Raw genomic sequence first — 15,729 nt, forward strand, 5'->3', positions numbered from 1 at the left:
TCTGTATTCGCGTCGGCTGGTCGGCTGGTCGATCGCCGATCACATGCGCACCGAACTCGTCGTCGACGCGCTGCAGGCAGCGGCGCACACCCGGGGCGGTCGCCTGGACGGCGCCATCTTTCACAGCGACAACGGGGCGCAGTACTGCTCTCGGGAGTTCGCGCGGGCCTGCCGCCGGCTCGGCGTGCGGCTGGCGCACGCGCGGCGCTGGTGCCGCGCCGGGGCCTCCCGCCGGCGCGGCCTGGCCGTCGTCGCGGCGGTGGATCGCGCCGCCCGGCTGTGCCCGTGGCGAGCCGCCTGCCTGGAGCAGTCGCTCGCGGCGGTGTTCGTGGCCGCGCTGGCGCGCCGGCGCCTCACCTGGTGCCTGGGCGTGCGCACCGATCCCTACCGCTTCCACGCCTGGGTCGAGGCCGATGGACGGCCCGTCGCCAAGGAGGTGCGCTGGAACCAGGCGTACTATCGGCTGGCCCGGGGTTCTGATTTCCGTGCGCGTCGCGTCGGGAGCGCGTCGCGCGCGGCGTCGGCTTACCAGGCGGGTACGGGCTCCAGCACGTAGGTGCCCTTGGCGTCAGGTGAGCCCATGCTGTAGTGCCGCATGGGCTCGTTGTCCGCGATGCGGGCCTGGCCGATCATGAATCCGGTCTGCTTGTTCTGGATCCCGACCTTGTTGGACCCGGCGACGTCTCGATAGAGGTAGAAGCGTTGCAGGTCCTCGATGGTGCGGCAGGTGTCCTCCGTGAGCTGCCCGCCGTCGTTGCCCTGCTCGGCCGGTTGGACGGACAGGCACCTGTCGTCCTCCCGGTTGATGAAGACGTGCTCGGTCATGCCGTTGGTCTGCGGCCCCGTGCAGACGGACCACATGGGGAGCACGGAACCGCGGTCACCTGGTTCCCACCACGGGCGCAGCTGGAAGTTTTTGCTCGCGTCGACCTGCCACCAGAACAACATCCCGTCCGTCGTCCCGATTCGGTAGTAGCCCGGCCGGCACGTGAAGCCCGGGGGCACGGCGCTCGGCGCGACGATCCCCCGCTTGGGCGTGCTGACCGCGGGAGCGGGTTCGGGTTCTTCGGCGGCCGGGGCGGCGCCCTCGCATTCGAGCTTTTGCTGGGCCTTCTTCATGAGGCTGTTGGCGGGCACCACGTCCGCGCACGTGACCACGCCCTCCTCGACCGCGGTGAAGGTCGTGTAGGTGCCGCCGGGCCGCTCGACCCACCGCAGGGTGTCGCCGACGTTGTCGCAGTTGATGCTGCCGTACTCGCCGGTCACTTTGCGGGTGCCCTGGTAGAGGCCGTAGTAACCGGGCTGGGTGAAGTTCCAGGTGATGGCCTGGGTCTCGCCTGAGGTGGTTGCGGTGGTCTTGGTGACCGTCCGGTTCACCATCGCGTCGACCTTGAAGCTCAGAACGGCGGTGGTGGTCAGGGCCGCGCAGAGCAGGGTGCGTAACCATTTCACATGCGCCTCCTCAGGAGGTGAAAACGTTTCTGTAACCGGTTACCGGGATACATACCTCACAGGTTGATCAGTTCCGGGTGAGATGTCAACCCCGAACCGTGGCCAGACCACGGCGCGACCTGCTCGTTCGGCTACTTCCCGCCCGGAAAGTCCACCTTGCATCGCGAAAGCGAAGATCGGAACTTAAACGACAAGTTGAGTGCCTGTTCCCGAACCGTTGATCTTGACTCCGTCGGATTCGCGTTCCGGCAAGGGATACGGGCCACCTGGATACTTCCAATGTCGTCATCAGGAACGCCGCTGCTCCTCCAGTCGTACCCTCGAGTCCCTTCTCAGGCAGGATGACCAGGGCAGGCCGACCACGAAACGCTGTCGGGCATGAACGTGAAAATGAGCCGTCAGACGAGTTTCGCCGACTGGGTCGGCGATCGTGCCCTGGCCCTGGAAACCCTGGATTTCCAGCCCTCTGTGGACGACCTCCAACCGCTGCGCGACGTCGTCGGCGGGGCGCGGGTGGTGGCGCTGGGTGAGAGTTCCCACCACATCCGAGAGTTCTACCAGGTACGCCACCGCATGCTGCGGTTCCTGGTCGAACGGTGCGGTTTCGCGGTGTACGCCTTGGAGGCCCCGTTCACCCAGGGCCAGGTCCTGGACGGCTGGGTCCGCGGCGGCCCCGGCACCGTGGAGCAGGTCGCAGCGGACGGTATCGCCCTGTCACTCGGCCAATGCCAGGAAATGCACGAGGCGCTGACCTGGCTGAGAGAGCGGAACTGCACCACAGCAGAGCCGCCGCTGCGGTGCCTGGGCACTGACCTGCCCGGGGCGGCGGCATCGCCGCTGCCCGCGCTGGAGGAGGTGGCCGACTACGTGCGCTGGGCCGCCCCGCAGGCGCTTCCGCTGCTGGAACAGGCGCACAGCGTGGCTCGGCGCTTCGACGACCCGGTGACCTTCACGGCACTCGGCCGCTACCAGCGTCTCGACCCTGGCGAGCAGGACCTGCTCACCAGCGCCCTGAGCCGGCTGATGGGGCATCTGCAGCGCCTGGCTCTGGTCCAACGCGCCCATGGTCACGGGGCCGAGCACGACACGGCTATGTGGCACCTGCGCGGCGCCTGGTACCTCGACCAGCTCCATCGTGCCAACGTCCAGGAGGGCTTCGAATCCGCCTCGACGTTTCGTGATGTCTACATGGCCGAGTCCGTGCTACGCCTGGTGGAGGACGGCAAGCGCGTGGTACTGGCGGCGCACAACTGGCACATCCAGCGCACACCGGCGGCCGACAGCCAGGGGAATCCGCTCCTGCCGGCTGGCGCCCACCTCGCTGCCGCTCTGGGAGACGACTACCGGGCCATCGGCGTCACCTCCAGCCTGGGCCGCACCACCACGCTGGGGGAACCGACCCCGGAGCGGCCCCACGGCACCTGGTACGACGCGCTGCTTCCACCGCTCGCCGAGGGCAGCATCGAGGCAGCGTTTCCCACCGACAGGCTCTGGACGCTCGCCGACCTGCGCGCGGCCCGTCCGCACATCAACGACGCGGCGTCCTTCCAGCACTCGCGCATGGCCGACTATTTCCTGGACATGCCGGTGTTCGAGGCGTTCGACGCCGTCGCGCACGTGTCGCGGACCACCGGCACCGATTACGTGGTGGAACGCGCCGAGAATTGAGGCCGTGCGCGCAACTTCCGCGCGCCAGGGCTGAGGCAGTGGGGCTGGCGAGCTTCTTCGGGGCGGCGATCAACTTCTGAGCCTCCGGGTAGCTGGATGAGCCGCACAAGCTGGTCAACGTTGTAACCGAGCCAGACGCGGCACACCACCAGGTCCGGCAGCGCCGGTCAGATCACGCGCCTGCCCGTGCGGGTGGCGGCCCACCTCAAGCACCGTAACGGAGGCCACACCCGGTGCGCAGGCCATTCACCCACGCGCTGGACGAGCACGGCTTCAGCACGAATCCGGATGTGGGTGGAGAGCACGGCCCACTCGGCCAGCCGCCGTGCCGGGTACAGGACGTTAGGATGCTCCCACGACAGCCCAGCCTGCGCACTCCGCCGAACCGGACCCGGAGGACATCCTGGCTCGGCTGCCCGAGCAGGAACGCCAGAGGTTCCTGGCGGAATATCGCCAGGCCGTCGATGTGGCCCACGAGCCGTGGGGCTACCGCAAGCTACGCGCCTTTGTGGCGGAGTGGGACCTCTACGCCCTGGCGGCCTCGCAGCCGGACTTTGCCGACCGCGCTCGATCAGCTGTGACCGGCGAGGGCTTCCTGTCGGAAGCCGAGGCCGCTCGCCGGGTGCCTGGCTGGCCGGCATCGCGGTGAGTGACCTTCGGGTCGAGTTCCACACCGCCGCTCTGGCCCAGATGCGGAGATCTTCCCGGCGAGGCGCTGGATGCTCTGGTGGCCAGGACCGCCGATCTGCTTGCAGAACCCTGGGACGCCCGGATGATCGGCGAGGACGATCGGTTTCGCCGCGCTGTCTTTGGCGGACGTGGCTTGGTGTCGTTCTTTGTTGACGAATCCGCGCACGCATTGCGGATCTTCGATGTGACCTGGGCTGGCTAGCTAGACGAGCCAGCTTGTCGGGGTTCAGCACGCCGTAGACCTCGCTGATGTGCTTCCCGTCCGCGTCGATGACCGCCACCAGCACCGCGTACGGCCGGCCGTCGGCGAAGATGGCCGCGGTGGGCGGGCCGTCCTGACCGGACCAGCGCACCGTCACCTCGGTGTCGACCGGCGTGACCCGCGCCAGCACCCTGCTCACCCGCTCGCTGCCGGTGATGGGGCGCAGAGCGGCCTTGGCACGGCCCGCCGCCGTCGGTCCGCAGTGTCACGTCGGGGGCCAGCACCTCCATCAGACCGACGATGCTCCCGCCGAGCGCGGCGTCGAGGAAACGTTCGGCGACGGCCTGGGCGGTGGCCCGCTCTTCGCTGAACCTCGGCCGGCGGGCCTGGACGTGTCCGCGGGCGCGGTGGATGAGCCGGCGCACGGCTGCGGGGGAGCGGCCGAGGGTGCGGGCGATCTCGCTGTGCTGGGAGCCGAACGTCTCGTACAGGATGAACGCCGCTCGTGCCAGCGGGGAGAGAGTCTCCAGCACCACCATCAGCCTGTAGGTGAGGTCCTGTGCGCGGGCCACGTCCTCGGCCGGGTCCGGGGCGAGCTCGGGCAGCCGGGGGCCGATGTATTCATGGTGGAGGCGGTTGCGCTCGTTCAGCGCCAGCCGGGTGACGATGCGGACGAGGTAGGCACGAGGGTTCTCCACCCGGTCGCGATCCACGCCGTGCCGGCGCAGCCAGGTCTCCCGGACGACGTCCTCGGCGGCGCCGACGCTGCCCAGGATGCCGTGGGCGAGGCTGAACAGCAGGTTGCGGTAGGTGTGGAAGGGGTCATCGGTCGCCGCCGGCCGCCACGATCTTCTCCGTCACGGTCGTTCTCCTTTCCTCATCACCTCATGAGAAGGAGAAGATGCCACCGATATGACATCGCGTTCCCGGCGCGATGTCACACCCCGTTGCCGGCAGGGCCGTGGTAGGGACCTTCCGTGATTTTCGGACCGGCAACAGACCGGCTCTCGAACAGTCAGGGCCGGTCAGCGAGTCCGGCTCACCTGTTGTTCAGGATCGGCCGCAGGACCTTCTCGTACGCGTTGGCGTACGTGACCATGCCCAAGTCGCTCGGGTGCGATCCGTCGACCAGTTCCTCCGCCTGCGGGAGTCTGTCGGCCTTGAGGTACGAGAGGTGCTTGACGCCGGAGGTGCGCAGGTTCATGTACGCCGCGTGGAGGGCGGCCGCGTTCTGGGCGTTGCGGTCCCGGCGGAACTGCACGAACTGCCCGTCCCCGTAGCGGCGGTCCTCGACGAGCAGGATGGCGGTGTCCGGGCGCGCCTCGCGCAGGATGCGGACGAAGGGTTCGGCACGTTCGGAGATCTGCTGCGGATTCATGTTGGGGGAGCTGTCGACCACGTAGACCGACGCCTCAAGCTCGGTCATCAGCTCGGCGATCTCAGGATGCATCAGCGCGTTGCCGGAGAATCCCAGGTTGATGGTGGGCATGTCGAAGCGGCGGCCCAAGAGCGCCGTGATGGACATGCCGGGCCGGGACGCCACGCCGCCCTGCATGATCGAACTGCCGTAGAAGACGGCGGGCGCGGCGGTGCGCGGTGCGACCCCGACGAACGCAGCACCCGGCCTCGACGCCGATCTGGAGCTGCTGCGGGCCGTTGTACAGCGGTAGGTAGGCGGTGTAGAGACGTTCTCCGGGGTCGACCGCGATGCCCATCTGCTGGTCGATGGCCTGCGCCGTCGGATGCGTGTTGGCCAGCCAGGCATCCTGTCCGGCTTCGGTGCGCGCGTACAGGTCCACGCCGCTGTGGCCGATGGCCGGCATGTGGTACATCGCGGTGGTGGCCAGGTTGAGCCGGTAGCGGGCTCGGAAGATCGTCGAGTTGGACACGAACCGGGTCGAGAGCCCGGCGGAGTGCCGGCTGCGCACCCACACCTCCTTGCTCACGACGGCTTCGGCCCTGGCCGGCAGCCGGTCGTAGAAGGCTGCGGTGTCGGACCAGCCCTTGCCCTCGACACCCCAGTGGGACACGTCGTACCAGGCGATGCCACCCTCGACGGTGGGCGTCACCTCGACGAACTCCGTGGGCCACGTCGCGGCCGGTTGCGGGGTGGCGTGGGCCGGCGCGGGTAACAGGCCGGGTAATGCCAGGGCGGCTCCGCCGGCGCCGGCGAGTCCGAAGAGGTGACGGCGATTGACCATTTGGCTTCCCACTGGTGCTCCCTTGTCGATCAATGTTTCTCGGGGCTCGGGGCTCGGGACTCAGGGCTCAGGCCGAAGGGGGAAGGGCGAAGGGGGAAGGCGCCGCTTGAGGCAGGGTGGTCATGCGTCGGCCCTGATGCGACGATGATCAGACCCGGCCTGACGGTCGCGGCCCGCTGCGGGACGGAGGAGTGGGCGGCGCGTCGGCGCTCCGCCATGGTTCACCGGGAGATCATGATTCCTCGGTGAGCTTATGAGCTGGTATACAAGTCGTCAATACCAATTCGTGGCCATGGCGTAAAATGCGGGTGAAGCGCGGGTGCCGCCGTGAAGGGTTGGAGGGGTGGACGTGAGCGACGCAGACGCTCGTCGCGGACGCAAGCACAACATGGTCCGCGAGCGGATCATGAGCCTGCTCGAGGACCTCAACGTGGGTGATCCGATCCCGCCGGAGCGGGTGCTGGAAGAGGACTGCGGGGTCTCCAGGCTCACGGTGCGGCGCGCCGTCGACGACCTGGTCAGGGATGGTCACCTCATCCGCAGGCAGGGCAGCGGGACCTACGTCGCGCGGCCCACGATCATGCAGTCGCCGGCGTCGTCGTCGTTCTCGATGGGTCTGCGCCGGCGGGGGATCACGCCGTCGACCCGCGTCGTCGGGGTGGAGCGCTCGGATGCGGGCGTCCGCCTGAGCTGGCGGCTCCAGATCGCGCCCTCCGACGCGATCGTGACCGTACGGCGGCTGCGGCTGGCCGACGGCGATCCGATCGCGATCGCCACCACGACGTTGCCGGACGCCCTGGTCCCCGGCCTGCCCGCCGAAGAACTGGAGGAGAAGTCCCTCTACCAGATGCTCTCTGATCAGTACGGGCTGAAGGTGGCCTCGGGGACGCAGACCATCGAACCGACGGTGCTCAGCCCGGAGGAATCCGCGGTGCTCGATGCGCCGCCCTACTCTCCCGCGTTCCTGTTCCGGACCGCGACCCGCACGTCGGACGGTGTTCCCATCGAGTTCACCCGGACGTTGTTCAGGGGCGACCGGTACATGATCACATCGGAGCTGGACCTGACGGACTCCCCGGAAGAGGACCTCGGGCATCCCCGCGGGGTGACGCACACCGCGACGCCCCTGGGATGACGACCGCCCTCCGGCGCCTGCAATTGGTGTACAAGAGGTATTGACATCTAGGGCATCGGATATCACCATTTCGTGCATCGTGACCTTGCGCTCCTCTCTGCGGGCGTATCGATCCGAAGGCGGTCACTCATGCACACACCCCTGTTACGCGTCGCCGCAGGCGCGCTCTCTCTCGCACTCCTCATGCTCGGGTCGGCGGCCTGCGGATCCGGCGGCGACGATGACACCGCGTCCGCGTCCGGTGGCTCGGTGACGTGGTACACCCCGATGCCCGAGGAACCCGCTCGACGGCTGGCCGAGGCGTACGAGGCCGAATCGGGGATCGAGGTCGAGGTGCTGCGGCAGAGCGCCGGCGAACTCCTGGCGAGGCTGAAGGCCGAGGCCGGCCGTCCGGCGGCCGACGTGATCGGCCTGGCCAGCGGGGATGCCGGCCCGCTGGCCAAGGAGAAGCTGATCCGGTCCTCCAAGCCCACTGTCGCGGGCGTCGACCAGCGGTTCGTCGATCCGGCCGGCTACTGGCACGCCAACGAACTGATCCTGATGACCGTCGGCGTCAACGCCGACCGGTGGAAGGAGGAGACCGGCGGGGCCCCGCTCCCGAAGACGTGGGACGAACTGCTTCGCCCGGACCTGGAGGGCCAGCTCGTCATGCCGAACCCGACGCTGTCCGGGACCGGATACACGTTCGTGGCGACGCAGTTCTTCCGCCACGGCGACGACGCGGCCACGTGGAAATTCCTCGACTCGTTCCACAAACTGGTCGGCCAGTACACCGACAGCGGGGGAGCGCCGTCCCAACTGGTCGCCACCGGCGAGTACGCGGCCGGCGTGTCCTTCGCCCATGACCTGCTCAACGTGCGCGGGGCCGGGTTCCCCATCGAACTCGTCTACCCCAAGCCCACCGGCGTCGTCATCTCCGGCAACGCGCTCGTCCAGGGGTCGCCGAATCCCCAGGGAGCCGAGAAGTTCATCCAGTGGCTCCAGGGCCGCAAGGCGTCCCAGATGATCGTCGACCTGGTCCACTCGTATCCCGTGCGCGACGACGTCGACCTCCCCGACGGCGCACAAGGTCTCACCGAGCTCGACCTCGTCGACTACGATCCGGTGCGCGCCGGCGAGATGCGCGACGCGGTGTCGAAGAAGTTCGCCGAGCGGTACGGGGTCTGATCGCCGTGCCCTCGACGACCCCTCGGACCGGCTCCGTCGTTCCGGAACCGCGCCCGCGGACCGAGCACGAGACGGACCCCGGGCACGTGACCCGACCGGACTGGCAGCGGCGCAGCCGCAGGCGTCTCCTGGCCGACCGGATCACGGTCGGCACCCTCGCGGTCTACGTCGGCGGCCTGCTCGTCCTCCTCGTCCTGGTGCCGACGGTCGCCATGTTGTTCGAGCCCGACGGCGAGACCTGGCGCAGGCTCGCCGAGCCACGCGTGGCGCAGGCGGCGAAGAACACCGTCGTCATCGGCGTGGCGTCGACGCTGAGCGCCACCGTCATCGGCTTCCTGTTCGCCTACGCCCTCAGCCGGCCCGACCTCGGGGGCCGTACCGTGCTGCGGGTGCTGGCCCTCCTCCCGCTGGTCTCGCCGCCGTTCGTCGTCGGTCTCGCGGTGTTGCTGCTGTTCGGGCGACGGGGCCTGATCACGCACGAAATGCTGGGACTGGACGTCAGTCTCCTGGGGTTCGGCGGTCTCTGGCTCGTCCAGACGCTCTCCTTCTTCCCCATGGCCACACTGACCCTGCTGCCGACGCTGAAGAACATCGGCTCCACCCTGGAGTGGGCCAGCCGGGACCTCGGCTGGACGTGGTTCCAGACCTTCCGCCGGGTCACGCTGCCGCTGGCGTTCCCCACGATCCTCAACGCGCTGCTCCTCGTCGGCATGTTCGTCATCACCGACTTCGGCAACCCCGTCCTCATCGGCGCCGGGTACCAGGTTCTGTCGGTCGAGGCGTACGTGCAGGCCGTGGGCAGGCAGGACTTCGGGATGGCGGCGGTGCTGTGCGTGCTGCTGTTCGTGCCGACGCTGGTCCTCTTCCTGATCCAGCGCCGAGTCCTGGCGCGGCGCTCCGCGGTGACCGTGTCCGGGAAGACCGGGACCCTGCCTCCCGCACCGCTGCCCCCGATGGTGCGACGCGGACTCCTCGCCGTCCTGGGCATGGTCAGCGCCTTGATGATCCTCATCTACGGGAGCATCCTGGCCGGCTCGTTCACCCAGGCGTGGGGCGCGGACTGGAGCCTCACGACGGACCACTGGCGCACGGCCCTCCTACGCGGGGACGACATCCGCAACTCCGCGCTGCTCGCCGCCACGGCGGCGATCATCACGACGATCAGCACCCTGGTCGCCGCCTACGTCGTGCACCGCACGAAGGTCGTCGGCCGTGGCCTGATGGACGGGCTCGCGGTGCTGCCGTCGGCGATCCCCGGGACGATGATCGGCATCTCGTGGCTGCTCACCTTCAACGAGGCGCCCCTCGCTCTGACCGGCACCGCGCTGATCCTGGTGCTGGTCATGGTGGTCCGGGCCCTCCCGGTCGGTTACCGGACCGCCGTGACCACGATCAACCAGATCAGCCCGTCGATCGACGAGGCCGCCACCGACCTCGGCGCCTCGCGGGCCCGGGTCATCGTCCAGATCATGTTCCCCCTGCTGGGCGGCGCGTTCACCACGTCGCTCGTGTTCGGGTTCCTCCACGCGATCAACACGCTGAGTGCCGTGATCTTCCTGACGTCGCCGGGAATCGGCCTCGGCGCCCCCACCATCGTCAACCTCGCCGAGTTCGGCCAGTGGGGCGCCGCGACCGGCGTCGCGGCCGGCCTGATGGTGGTCAGCTTCGCCGGACTCGCCGTCGCGAAGCTCGCCCTCGGCTCCCGGCTGCGGCTCTACGACCTGTGACACCTGCTGAGGGAGATTCCATGATCGAACTGAAGTCGTTGTGCAAGTCGTTCGACGGGGTGCCGGCCGTCCGTGACCTCAACCTCGTCGTCGGCCGCGGCGAGTTCCTCTGCCTCCTCGGCTCCAGCGGATGCGGCAAGAGCACCACGTTGCGGATGATCGCCGGTTTCATCCAGCCCGACAGCGGGACCGTGCTCATCGACGGCGTCGACGTGTCCGGCTTCGGCCCGGACGCCCGGCCGACGTCCATGGTTTTCCAGGACTACGCGATCTTTCCGCACCTCACCGTCGCGGAGAACATCGAGTTCGGGTTGAAGGCCCAGAAACTCGCCAGGGACGAGCGGGCACGCCGCACCGAGGAGGCGCTCGAACTGGTCGGCCTCACGGGCCTGGGCGGCCGGCGACCGAACGAGCTGTCCGGCGGGCAGCAACAGCGCGTCGCCGTCGCCCGGTCGCTGGCGATCCGGCCGTCAGTGCTCCTCATGGACGAGCCGCTGTCCAACCTCGACGCGAAGACCCGCATCCAATTGCGCACCCAACTGCGCGAGATCCAGCGCGACACCGCGACGACGATCGTCTACGTCACCCACGACCAGGAGGAGGCGCTGGCTCTCGGCGACCGGATCGCCGTCATGAGGGACGGCTCACTCGAACAGCTCGGCAGCGGTCACGAGATCTATCTGGCCCCGTCCAACGGTTACGTCGCCGACTTCGTCGGCATCACGAACTGGCTGGTGGGGGAGGTCGTCGGCGAGTCGCCCGAGTCGTGGGAGATCAACGTCGCCGGAGCGGCACTCCCGGCGACGCCCGCGAGCGCGACGGTCCCCGTCTCAAGCGGCTCGCTCGTCGACGTGTCGGTACGCCCTGAGGACGTGTCCCTCACCGAGGAGGGCGGGGACCGGTCCGCCCCCGCCGAGCGAGCGCTCCGCGGCGTCGTCCGCGACGTCCAGTTCCTCGGCCCGGTCGTCCGCACCTACGTCGACGTCGACGGCTCGGTCATGATCGTGCATTCAGCTCAGAGCGGCTGGTCTCCCGGAGCGCCCGTCCGGCTGAGCATCGGGGACGGCGCGGCGCGGGCGTTCCCCCGGACCGAGGGGGCGTGGCGTCCACCGGCGGCTGCCGCCCGGCCCGAGAGCGCCGTCGTGACCGCGGCGAGCTGACGGCATGCGCATCCCACAGGGAGAGGCGGAACTGCGCGAGTTGCTCGTCGAGCGGAGCCTGTCCGGCGACATCCGGACCACCCGCCGGCAGTCACTGGCGTACGCCCTCAAGATGCTCGGAGGCGATCCGGACAACACCTTCGGGCTGCAGGACTGGCGTACGGCGACCGTCGACGAGATCGTGACCGCCGTCGATGCCGGCATCGGCGACCGCATCACGCACGGCCGTCCCGACCTGGGATACATCGCGCCGGAGCACACGCTGGCCGGCATCCGGGCCCACGCCGACGCCCTGGCTCCCTTCCTGCGTGACGGCGGCGCCGCGGTGCTGCTGGCGACCGGGCACCCGACCGGGCTGCTGGAACACTACGCCGAGTTGGCGCGCGCCCTGCGGAGCGCGGGCAACCGGATCGTCCGCGTCCTCGACGACCACCGTCTCGACCTCGCCGTCGGCGCCCACTCCGCCGGTGAGTCGGGGATCCGGTTCTTCGGCGGAGTCGGGTGCGCCTTCCACGACGAGGCGATCCTGCACACCCACCGGCCCGAGTACATGGAAGCCATGATCGCCGCCGCGGCCGATGACGGCGTCCGGATCGATCTCGTCATCGCCGACCACGGCATGGCCGGCGCGGCGATCGCCGCCGGGCTGAACACGCTGTCGATAGCCGACGCCAACGACATCGCCCTGTTCCTGGCTCAGGCCCGCGGACGGCACGACCCCGTACTGCCCATCGAGGACAACTTCACGCCCGCCGTGTTCGCCCCGGTGACCGCGTTCATGCTCCGGCGCGCAGCCGGCATTGCTGTTTGAGGAGGACGGTCATGTCTCGTCACGTTCCGATGCGATGGAGAGCCCTGTTATCGGCGGCTCTCACCCTTGCCCTGACGGGCCCGGCGTACGCGCAGACGGAGGCGCCCGCCGTCGCGCCCACGCTCAACCCGCCGCAGACCACCGGCCGCACCGAGACGTACCGCGAGACCCGGCCGGTCGCTCCGGGGGTCGAGCTGAGCACGGTCGAACTGCACGGGCCGGACGGTGCCACCGGAGAACCGGGCTGGCTGCAGACGTACCAGATGTCCGTGGACCTGACGTCCGGCGTACAGATCGACCGGCTGTTTCCCGGCCAGATCGCCGCGACCCGTCCGCTCCTCGACATGGCGCGGGAGGCGGGCGCCGTCGCCGCGGTGAACGCGGACTACTTCGACATCTCCGGATCCGGCGCGCCGTGGGGTGTGAGCATCCAGAACGGCGAGCTCCTACAGTCGCCCCTGCCCAACACGAAGGCGACGCTGACGGACCAGACCGCGGTGATGTTCTCCGAGGACCAGGTGGGCGCCATAGGTGAGATCGTCTTCGAGGGGAGCGTCGCGCTGCCCGGTGGCCGGACCGTCCCCCTGGACGCGCTGAACAAGGCGGAACTGCTCGACGGCCAGATCGGCATGTTCACCCCGGTATGGGGCACATACTGCCGCTGTCATCCGGTCAAGGGCGTCGAGCGGACCATCGAGGTGGTGGTACGCGCCGGCGTCGTGGCCGAGGTGGCCGGCGTCCCCCGAGCGGGCGCGCTCCCCGAGGACGCGTTCGTGCTGGTGGGCCGGGAGGCCGGTGCGGAGGCGCTGTCCTCGTTGCGGGTCGGCGACCCGGTCTCCGTCGACTACGACGTACGCGCTCCGGGTGACATGAAGGTCAAGGCGGCCATGAGCGGCCGTCAGCTCCTCGTCGCGGACGGCGAGCCGCTCGAACTCCCGGCGGCCAACAACACGCCGGAGCCACGCACCGCCGTCGGCTTCTCCGCGGACGGGACCAAGATGTGGCTGGTCGCGGTGGACGGCCGCCAGCCCGAGTTCTCCCGTGGCCTCGGACTGAACGAGCTGGCGCGGATGATGGTCGACCTGGGCGCGCACAGCGCGCTGAACCTGGACGGCGGCGGCTCGACGACGCTCGTCGCACGCGACCCCGGCCAGGAGGACGCCGACATCGTCAACCGGCCGTCCGACGCCGCGGGCACCCGTCCGGTGCCCACCGGGCTGGCCATGTTCCTTCCCGAGGGCAGCGGCAGGGCCAGGGGCTTCTGGGTGCGCACGGCGACGGAACGAGACCGGTTCCCGGGTCCGGATCCGGCGGCGTCATGGCGTACCGAGCGGGTCTTCCCCGGGCTGACCCGGGCGCTGAGCGCGGACGCGTTCGACGAGACGTACGGTCCCGCCGATCTGCCCGGCAACGGCGTGCCGCAGTGGCGTGTCGCGGACAACCGGATCGGCCGGGTGGAGCGCGACGGTGTGTTCCGCGCGCTGTCTCCGGGTGTGACGACCGTGACGGCCAAGCGGGGCAAGGTCACGGGGGACATCAAGCTGACCGTGCTGGGTGAGCTGGCCCGGCTGGAGACCGGCTCCGGCCGGCTCAACCTCCTCGAAAGGGGCGCCACGGGGACCTTCGAGGTCAACGGCTCCGACTCCGCCGGGTACGCGGCTCCCATCGATCCCGCCGACGTCACCCTCACCTATGACGACGCCGCGCTGAACGTGACCCCGGACGACACCGGAGCGTTCACCGTCACCGCCCGTGCCGACGACGGCGAGCACGTCGTCACGGTGTCCGCCGACGGCGTGACGACCGAGCTGATCGTGGTCATCGGGACCTCTCAGGACGTGGTGGACACCTTCGATGACACGTCCAACTGGGACTTCTGGAGCCTGCGCGCGACCGGAACCGTCTCATCCACCCCGGACGGCCGCGACGGCAACGGGCTGAAGCTGGACTACGACTTCACCCGGAGCACCGAGACGCGCGGCGTCGGCATCTGGCCGGCCGCCAACCTCCTTCCGGTGGCCGGCGAACCGACGGCGTTCAAGCTCTGGGTGAAAGCGGAAGGACACGTGCACCGGACGCGCCTGGAGGTCGTCGACCGCAACGGGACCCTGCACACGATCGAGCCCGCGTTCATCACCGAACCGGGCTGGCAGCAGGTCACCTATGAACTGCCGGACACCATGGCCTATCCGGTGAGTCTGCGCCGGATCTTCTTCAACGAACTCGACCCGGACGCCGGCTACGTCGGCACCCTGATCCTGGACGAACTGACCGCGGTGGTCGCGAACTGACCCTGAGCCCAGCCATGGAGGACTTCGGGATCGCCGAGCTCACGTCGGAGACGGCCACCCGGTTGACCGCTACCGGGGTGCGGATCGGCACCCCGTCCTCCATGTCGCCCGGCCAGGCCGACGGCAAGCCCGCCGACCACCCCGTCACCCGAGAAGCGACCCGAGCGGCCGAGCGGGAGCGGGTCCGATGCGATGGCGGGCCGCACTCTCGCGCAGTCGCCCGGACCCTGCTCGTCGCGCGCATGATCGCCGTCACCAACGAGCTCATGCTGCTCGCCTGGCGGCAAGCTCACGACCTCCGCGAGCCTCCGCCCGAGGACACCTACGCATCCACTGCACAAGATCCGGATCCGGAGGCCGCCCGCTGGCCGGGCTCGGCCTGCCTGCCGCCTTCGGTGTTGTCGACCGCGCCTACACCGACCAGCAACCCGGCCACTTCGTCCAACCTGCACGCGAACTCGGCTACAGGCACTCGGCGCGGCCCTTACCTGCTCTTCGGCGCCGGCCCGTTCGCCTGCGCCGGCATCTCCATCGCCAGCACCCTGGCCGCCGACCTGATCGCCGCTGTCACCGACGGCGCCCACCTGGTCGCCCTGGTCCGCCTCGTGGAGCAGGCGCTGTCAGTACTGAGCCCCGTCTCCCTTCCTCAGGATCACTCACAACGCACTCACAACGTGCGACTCATGTCGCAACCGAACGTGTCCCCTGCCGTCAGTAGCCGCAGGGCGTCGGACGAGGCCTGATCGTGGGCCGTGTAGATCTCCAGCCGGGGCACGGCTCTATGTGTTCGCCGTCATTGAGCACGCCACCCGGCGCATCCTGTTCCGCGTCACGCCTCGCTTCACGTAGGAAGATTTCGTTCGCTCCAGTGCGACAACGGCTGAAGAGCGGAGATCAGCTCTTCAGCGTCAGGAGTGAGGGCGTACATGATCTGGACCGGCGTGCTGGGGATGACTGTGCGTTCAATGAGCCCACGGCTCTGCAGTTGCTTGAGTCGCAGTGTCAACTGCGGATCCGAGATGCCTGGGACCAGAGCGCGGTACTCCTTGAACTACAGCAGTCGTTCGTTTCGGGCGGTTGCTTCTTGTCGGGTCGCGGTGAGGAATGCTTGGTGGAGTTGTTGCTGGCGCGAGTTCTCGACGTTTGCGGGGGTGGGGCGTTGGGCGGTGTGGTGCTGGTAGAGGTGCCAGCAGGTGTGGATGCCGTGCAGCAGGTTGTCGAGGAG

Annotated in this window: 13 protein-coding genes and 5 pseudogenes; 12 read left to right on the top strand and 6 right to left on the bottom strand. The window is 69.1% G+C overall.

Annotated elements, in window-relative coordinates:
* Both FAF44_RS46015 and FAF44_RS46020 read left to right on the top strand, forming a co-directional pair.
* A pseudogene (locus FAF44_RS46015) lies at positions 1 to 187 on the top strand (DDE-type integrase/transposase/recombinase); the annotation flags it as partial.
* 18 nt (positions 188 to 205) lie between these two features.
* Positions 206 to 556, top strand: a pseudogene (locus FAF44_RS46020) (lasso peptide biosynthesis B2 protein); the annotation flags it as partial.
* Here FAF44_RS46020 and FAF44_RS46025 read toward each other — a convergent pair.
* The gene (locus FAF44_RS46025) at positions 526 to 1,452 is read right to left on the bottom strand and encodes a hypothetical protein (protein ID WP_237109774.1); all 927 of its coding nucleotides are present in this window, start codon (positions 1,450 to 1,452) and stop codon (positions 526 to 528) included. The pseudogene FAF44_RS46020 and the gene FAF44_RS46025 sit on opposite strands and share 31 nt — an antisense overlap.
* Before the next feature lie 378 nt (positions 1,453 to 1,830).
* Here FAF44_RS46025 and FAF44_RS46030 point away from each other — a divergent pair, with 378 nt between their 5' ends.
* The 3 genes and pseudogenes from FAF44_RS46030 to FAF44_RS46035 all read left to right on the top strand — a co-directional run bounded on the left by FAF44_RS46030 (position 1,831) and on the right by FAF44_RS46035 (position 4,012).
* Positions 1,831 to 3,120 (top strand): erythromycin esterase family protein, encoded by a 1,290-nt coding sequence (locus FAF44_RS46030; protein WP_237109775.1) that lies wholly within the window; start codon positions 1,831 to 1,833, stop codon positions 3,118 to 3,120.
* A 382-nt stretch (positions 3,121 to 3,502) separates the two neighbouring features.
* A pseudogene (locus FAF44_RS56525) lies at positions 3,503 to 3,769 on the top strand (DUF6247 family protein); the annotation flags it as partial.
* Between the two features lie 78 nt (positions 3,770 to 3,847).
* Positions 3,848 to 4,012, top strand: a complete 165-nt coding sequence (locus tag FAF44_RS46035) for a hypothetical protein (RefSeq protein ID WP_237109776.1) — start codon at positions 3,848 to 3,850, stop codon at positions 4,010 to 4,012.
* Here the strand turns inward: FAF44_RS46035 and FAF44_RS46040 are convergent.
* From FAF44_RS46040 to FAF44_RS46050, 4 genes and pseudogenes are all read right to left on the bottom strand, one after another.
* Positions 4,009 to 4,551, bottom strand: a complete 543-nt coding sequence (locus tag FAF44_RS46040) for a sigma factor-like helix-turn-helix DNA-binding protein (RefSeq protein WP_272895949.1) — start codon at positions 4,549 to 4,551, stop codon at positions 4,009 to 4,011. The two genes, FAF44_RS46035 and FAF44_RS46040, sit on opposite strands and share 4 nt — an antisense overlap.
* Positions 4,552 to 4,656: 105 nt before the next feature.
* Positions 4,657 to 4,815, bottom strand: a pseudogene (locus FAF44_RS55405) (sigma factor); the annotation flags it as partial.
* A gap of 236 nt (positions 4,816 to 5,051) precedes the next feature.
* Positions 5,052 to 5,567 carry an SGNH/GDSL hydrolase family protein gene (locus FAF44_RS46045; protein ID WP_308193509.1) on the bottom strand — a complete coding sequence of 172 codons (516 nt, stop codon included), beginning with the start codon at positions 5,565 to 5,567 and terminating at the stop codon, positions 5,052 to 5,054.
* The gene (locus tag FAF44_RS46050; protein ID WP_237109778.1) at positions 5,452 to 6,213 is read right to left on the bottom strand and encodes an SGNH/GDSL hydrolase N-terminal domain-containing protein; all 762 of its coding nucleotides are present in this window, start codon (positions 6,211 to 6,213) and stop codon (positions 5,452 to 5,454) included. The genes FAF44_RS46045 and FAF44_RS46050 overlap by 116 nt, the downstream gene beginning before the upstream one ends.
* A gap of 349 nt (positions 6,214 to 6,562) precedes the next feature.
* On the opposite strand from FAF44_RS46050, the gene FAF44_RS46055 reads away from it, so the two are divergent.
* From FAF44_RS46055 to FAF44_RS46085, 7 genes are all read left to right on the top strand, one after another.
* Positions 6,563 to 7,348, top strand: coding sequence for a GntR family transcriptional regulator (locus FAF44_RS46055; protein ID WP_237109779.1), 786 nt, complete (start codon positions 6,563 to 6,565; stop codon positions 7,346 to 7,348).
* A gap of 129 nt (positions 7,349 to 7,477) precedes the next feature.
* Positions 7,478 to 8,515 (top strand): extracellular solute-binding protein, encoded by a 1,038-nt coding sequence (locus tag FAF44_RS46060; protein WP_237109780.1) that lies wholly within the window; start codon positions 7,478 to 7,480, stop codon positions 8,513 to 8,515.
* Positions 8,516 to 8,601: 86 nt separating this feature from the next.
* Positions 8,602 to 10,242 (top strand): iron ABC transporter permease, encoded by a 1,641-nt coding sequence (locus tag FAF44_RS46065; protein ID WP_237109781.1) that lies wholly within the window; start codon positions 8,602 to 8,604, stop codon positions 10,240 to 10,242.
* Positions 10,243 to 10,262: 20 nt separating this feature from the next.
* On the top strand, positions 10,263 to 11,402 hold the full coding sequence (locus tag FAF44_RS46070; protein WP_237109782.1) for an ABC transporter ATP-binding protein: 1,140 nt from the start codon (positions 10,263 to 10,265) through the stop codon (positions 11,400 to 11,402).
* Positions 11,403 to 11,406: 4 nt separating this feature from the next.
* The gene (locus FAF44_RS46075; protein WP_237109783.1) at positions 11,407 to 12,213 is read left to right on the top strand and encodes a phosphatase; all 807 of its coding nucleotides are present in this window, start codon (positions 11,407 to 11,409) and stop codon (positions 12,211 to 12,213) included.
* A gap of 11 nt (positions 12,214 to 12,224) precedes the next feature.
* A complete protein-coding gene (locus FAF44_RS46080) occupies positions 12,225 to 14,504 on the top strand; it encodes a phosphodiester glycosidase family protein (RefSeq protein WP_237109784.1) in 2,280 nt (759 codons plus the stop codon).
* 14 nt (positions 14,505 to 14,518) lie between these two features.
* A complete protein-coding gene (locus FAF44_RS46085; RefSeq protein WP_237109785.1) occupies positions 14,519 to 15,247 on the top strand; it encodes a hypothetical protein in 729 nt (242 codons plus the stop codon).
* Positions 15,248 to 15,345: 98 nt separating this feature from the next.
* Here FAF44_RS46085 and FAF44_RS46090 read toward each other — a convergent pair.
* Positions 15,346 to 15,543, bottom strand: a pseudogene (locus tag FAF44_RS46090) (winged helix-turn-helix transcriptional regulator); the annotation flags it as partial.
* Positions 15,544 to 15,729: the final 186 nt, after the last annotated feature.

The sequence above is a fragment of the Nonomuraea sp. MG754425 genome (assembly GCF_021699195.1).
Taxonomy (GTDB): Bacteria; Actinomycetota; Actinomycetes; order Streptosporangiales; family Streptosporangiaceae; genus Nonomuraea.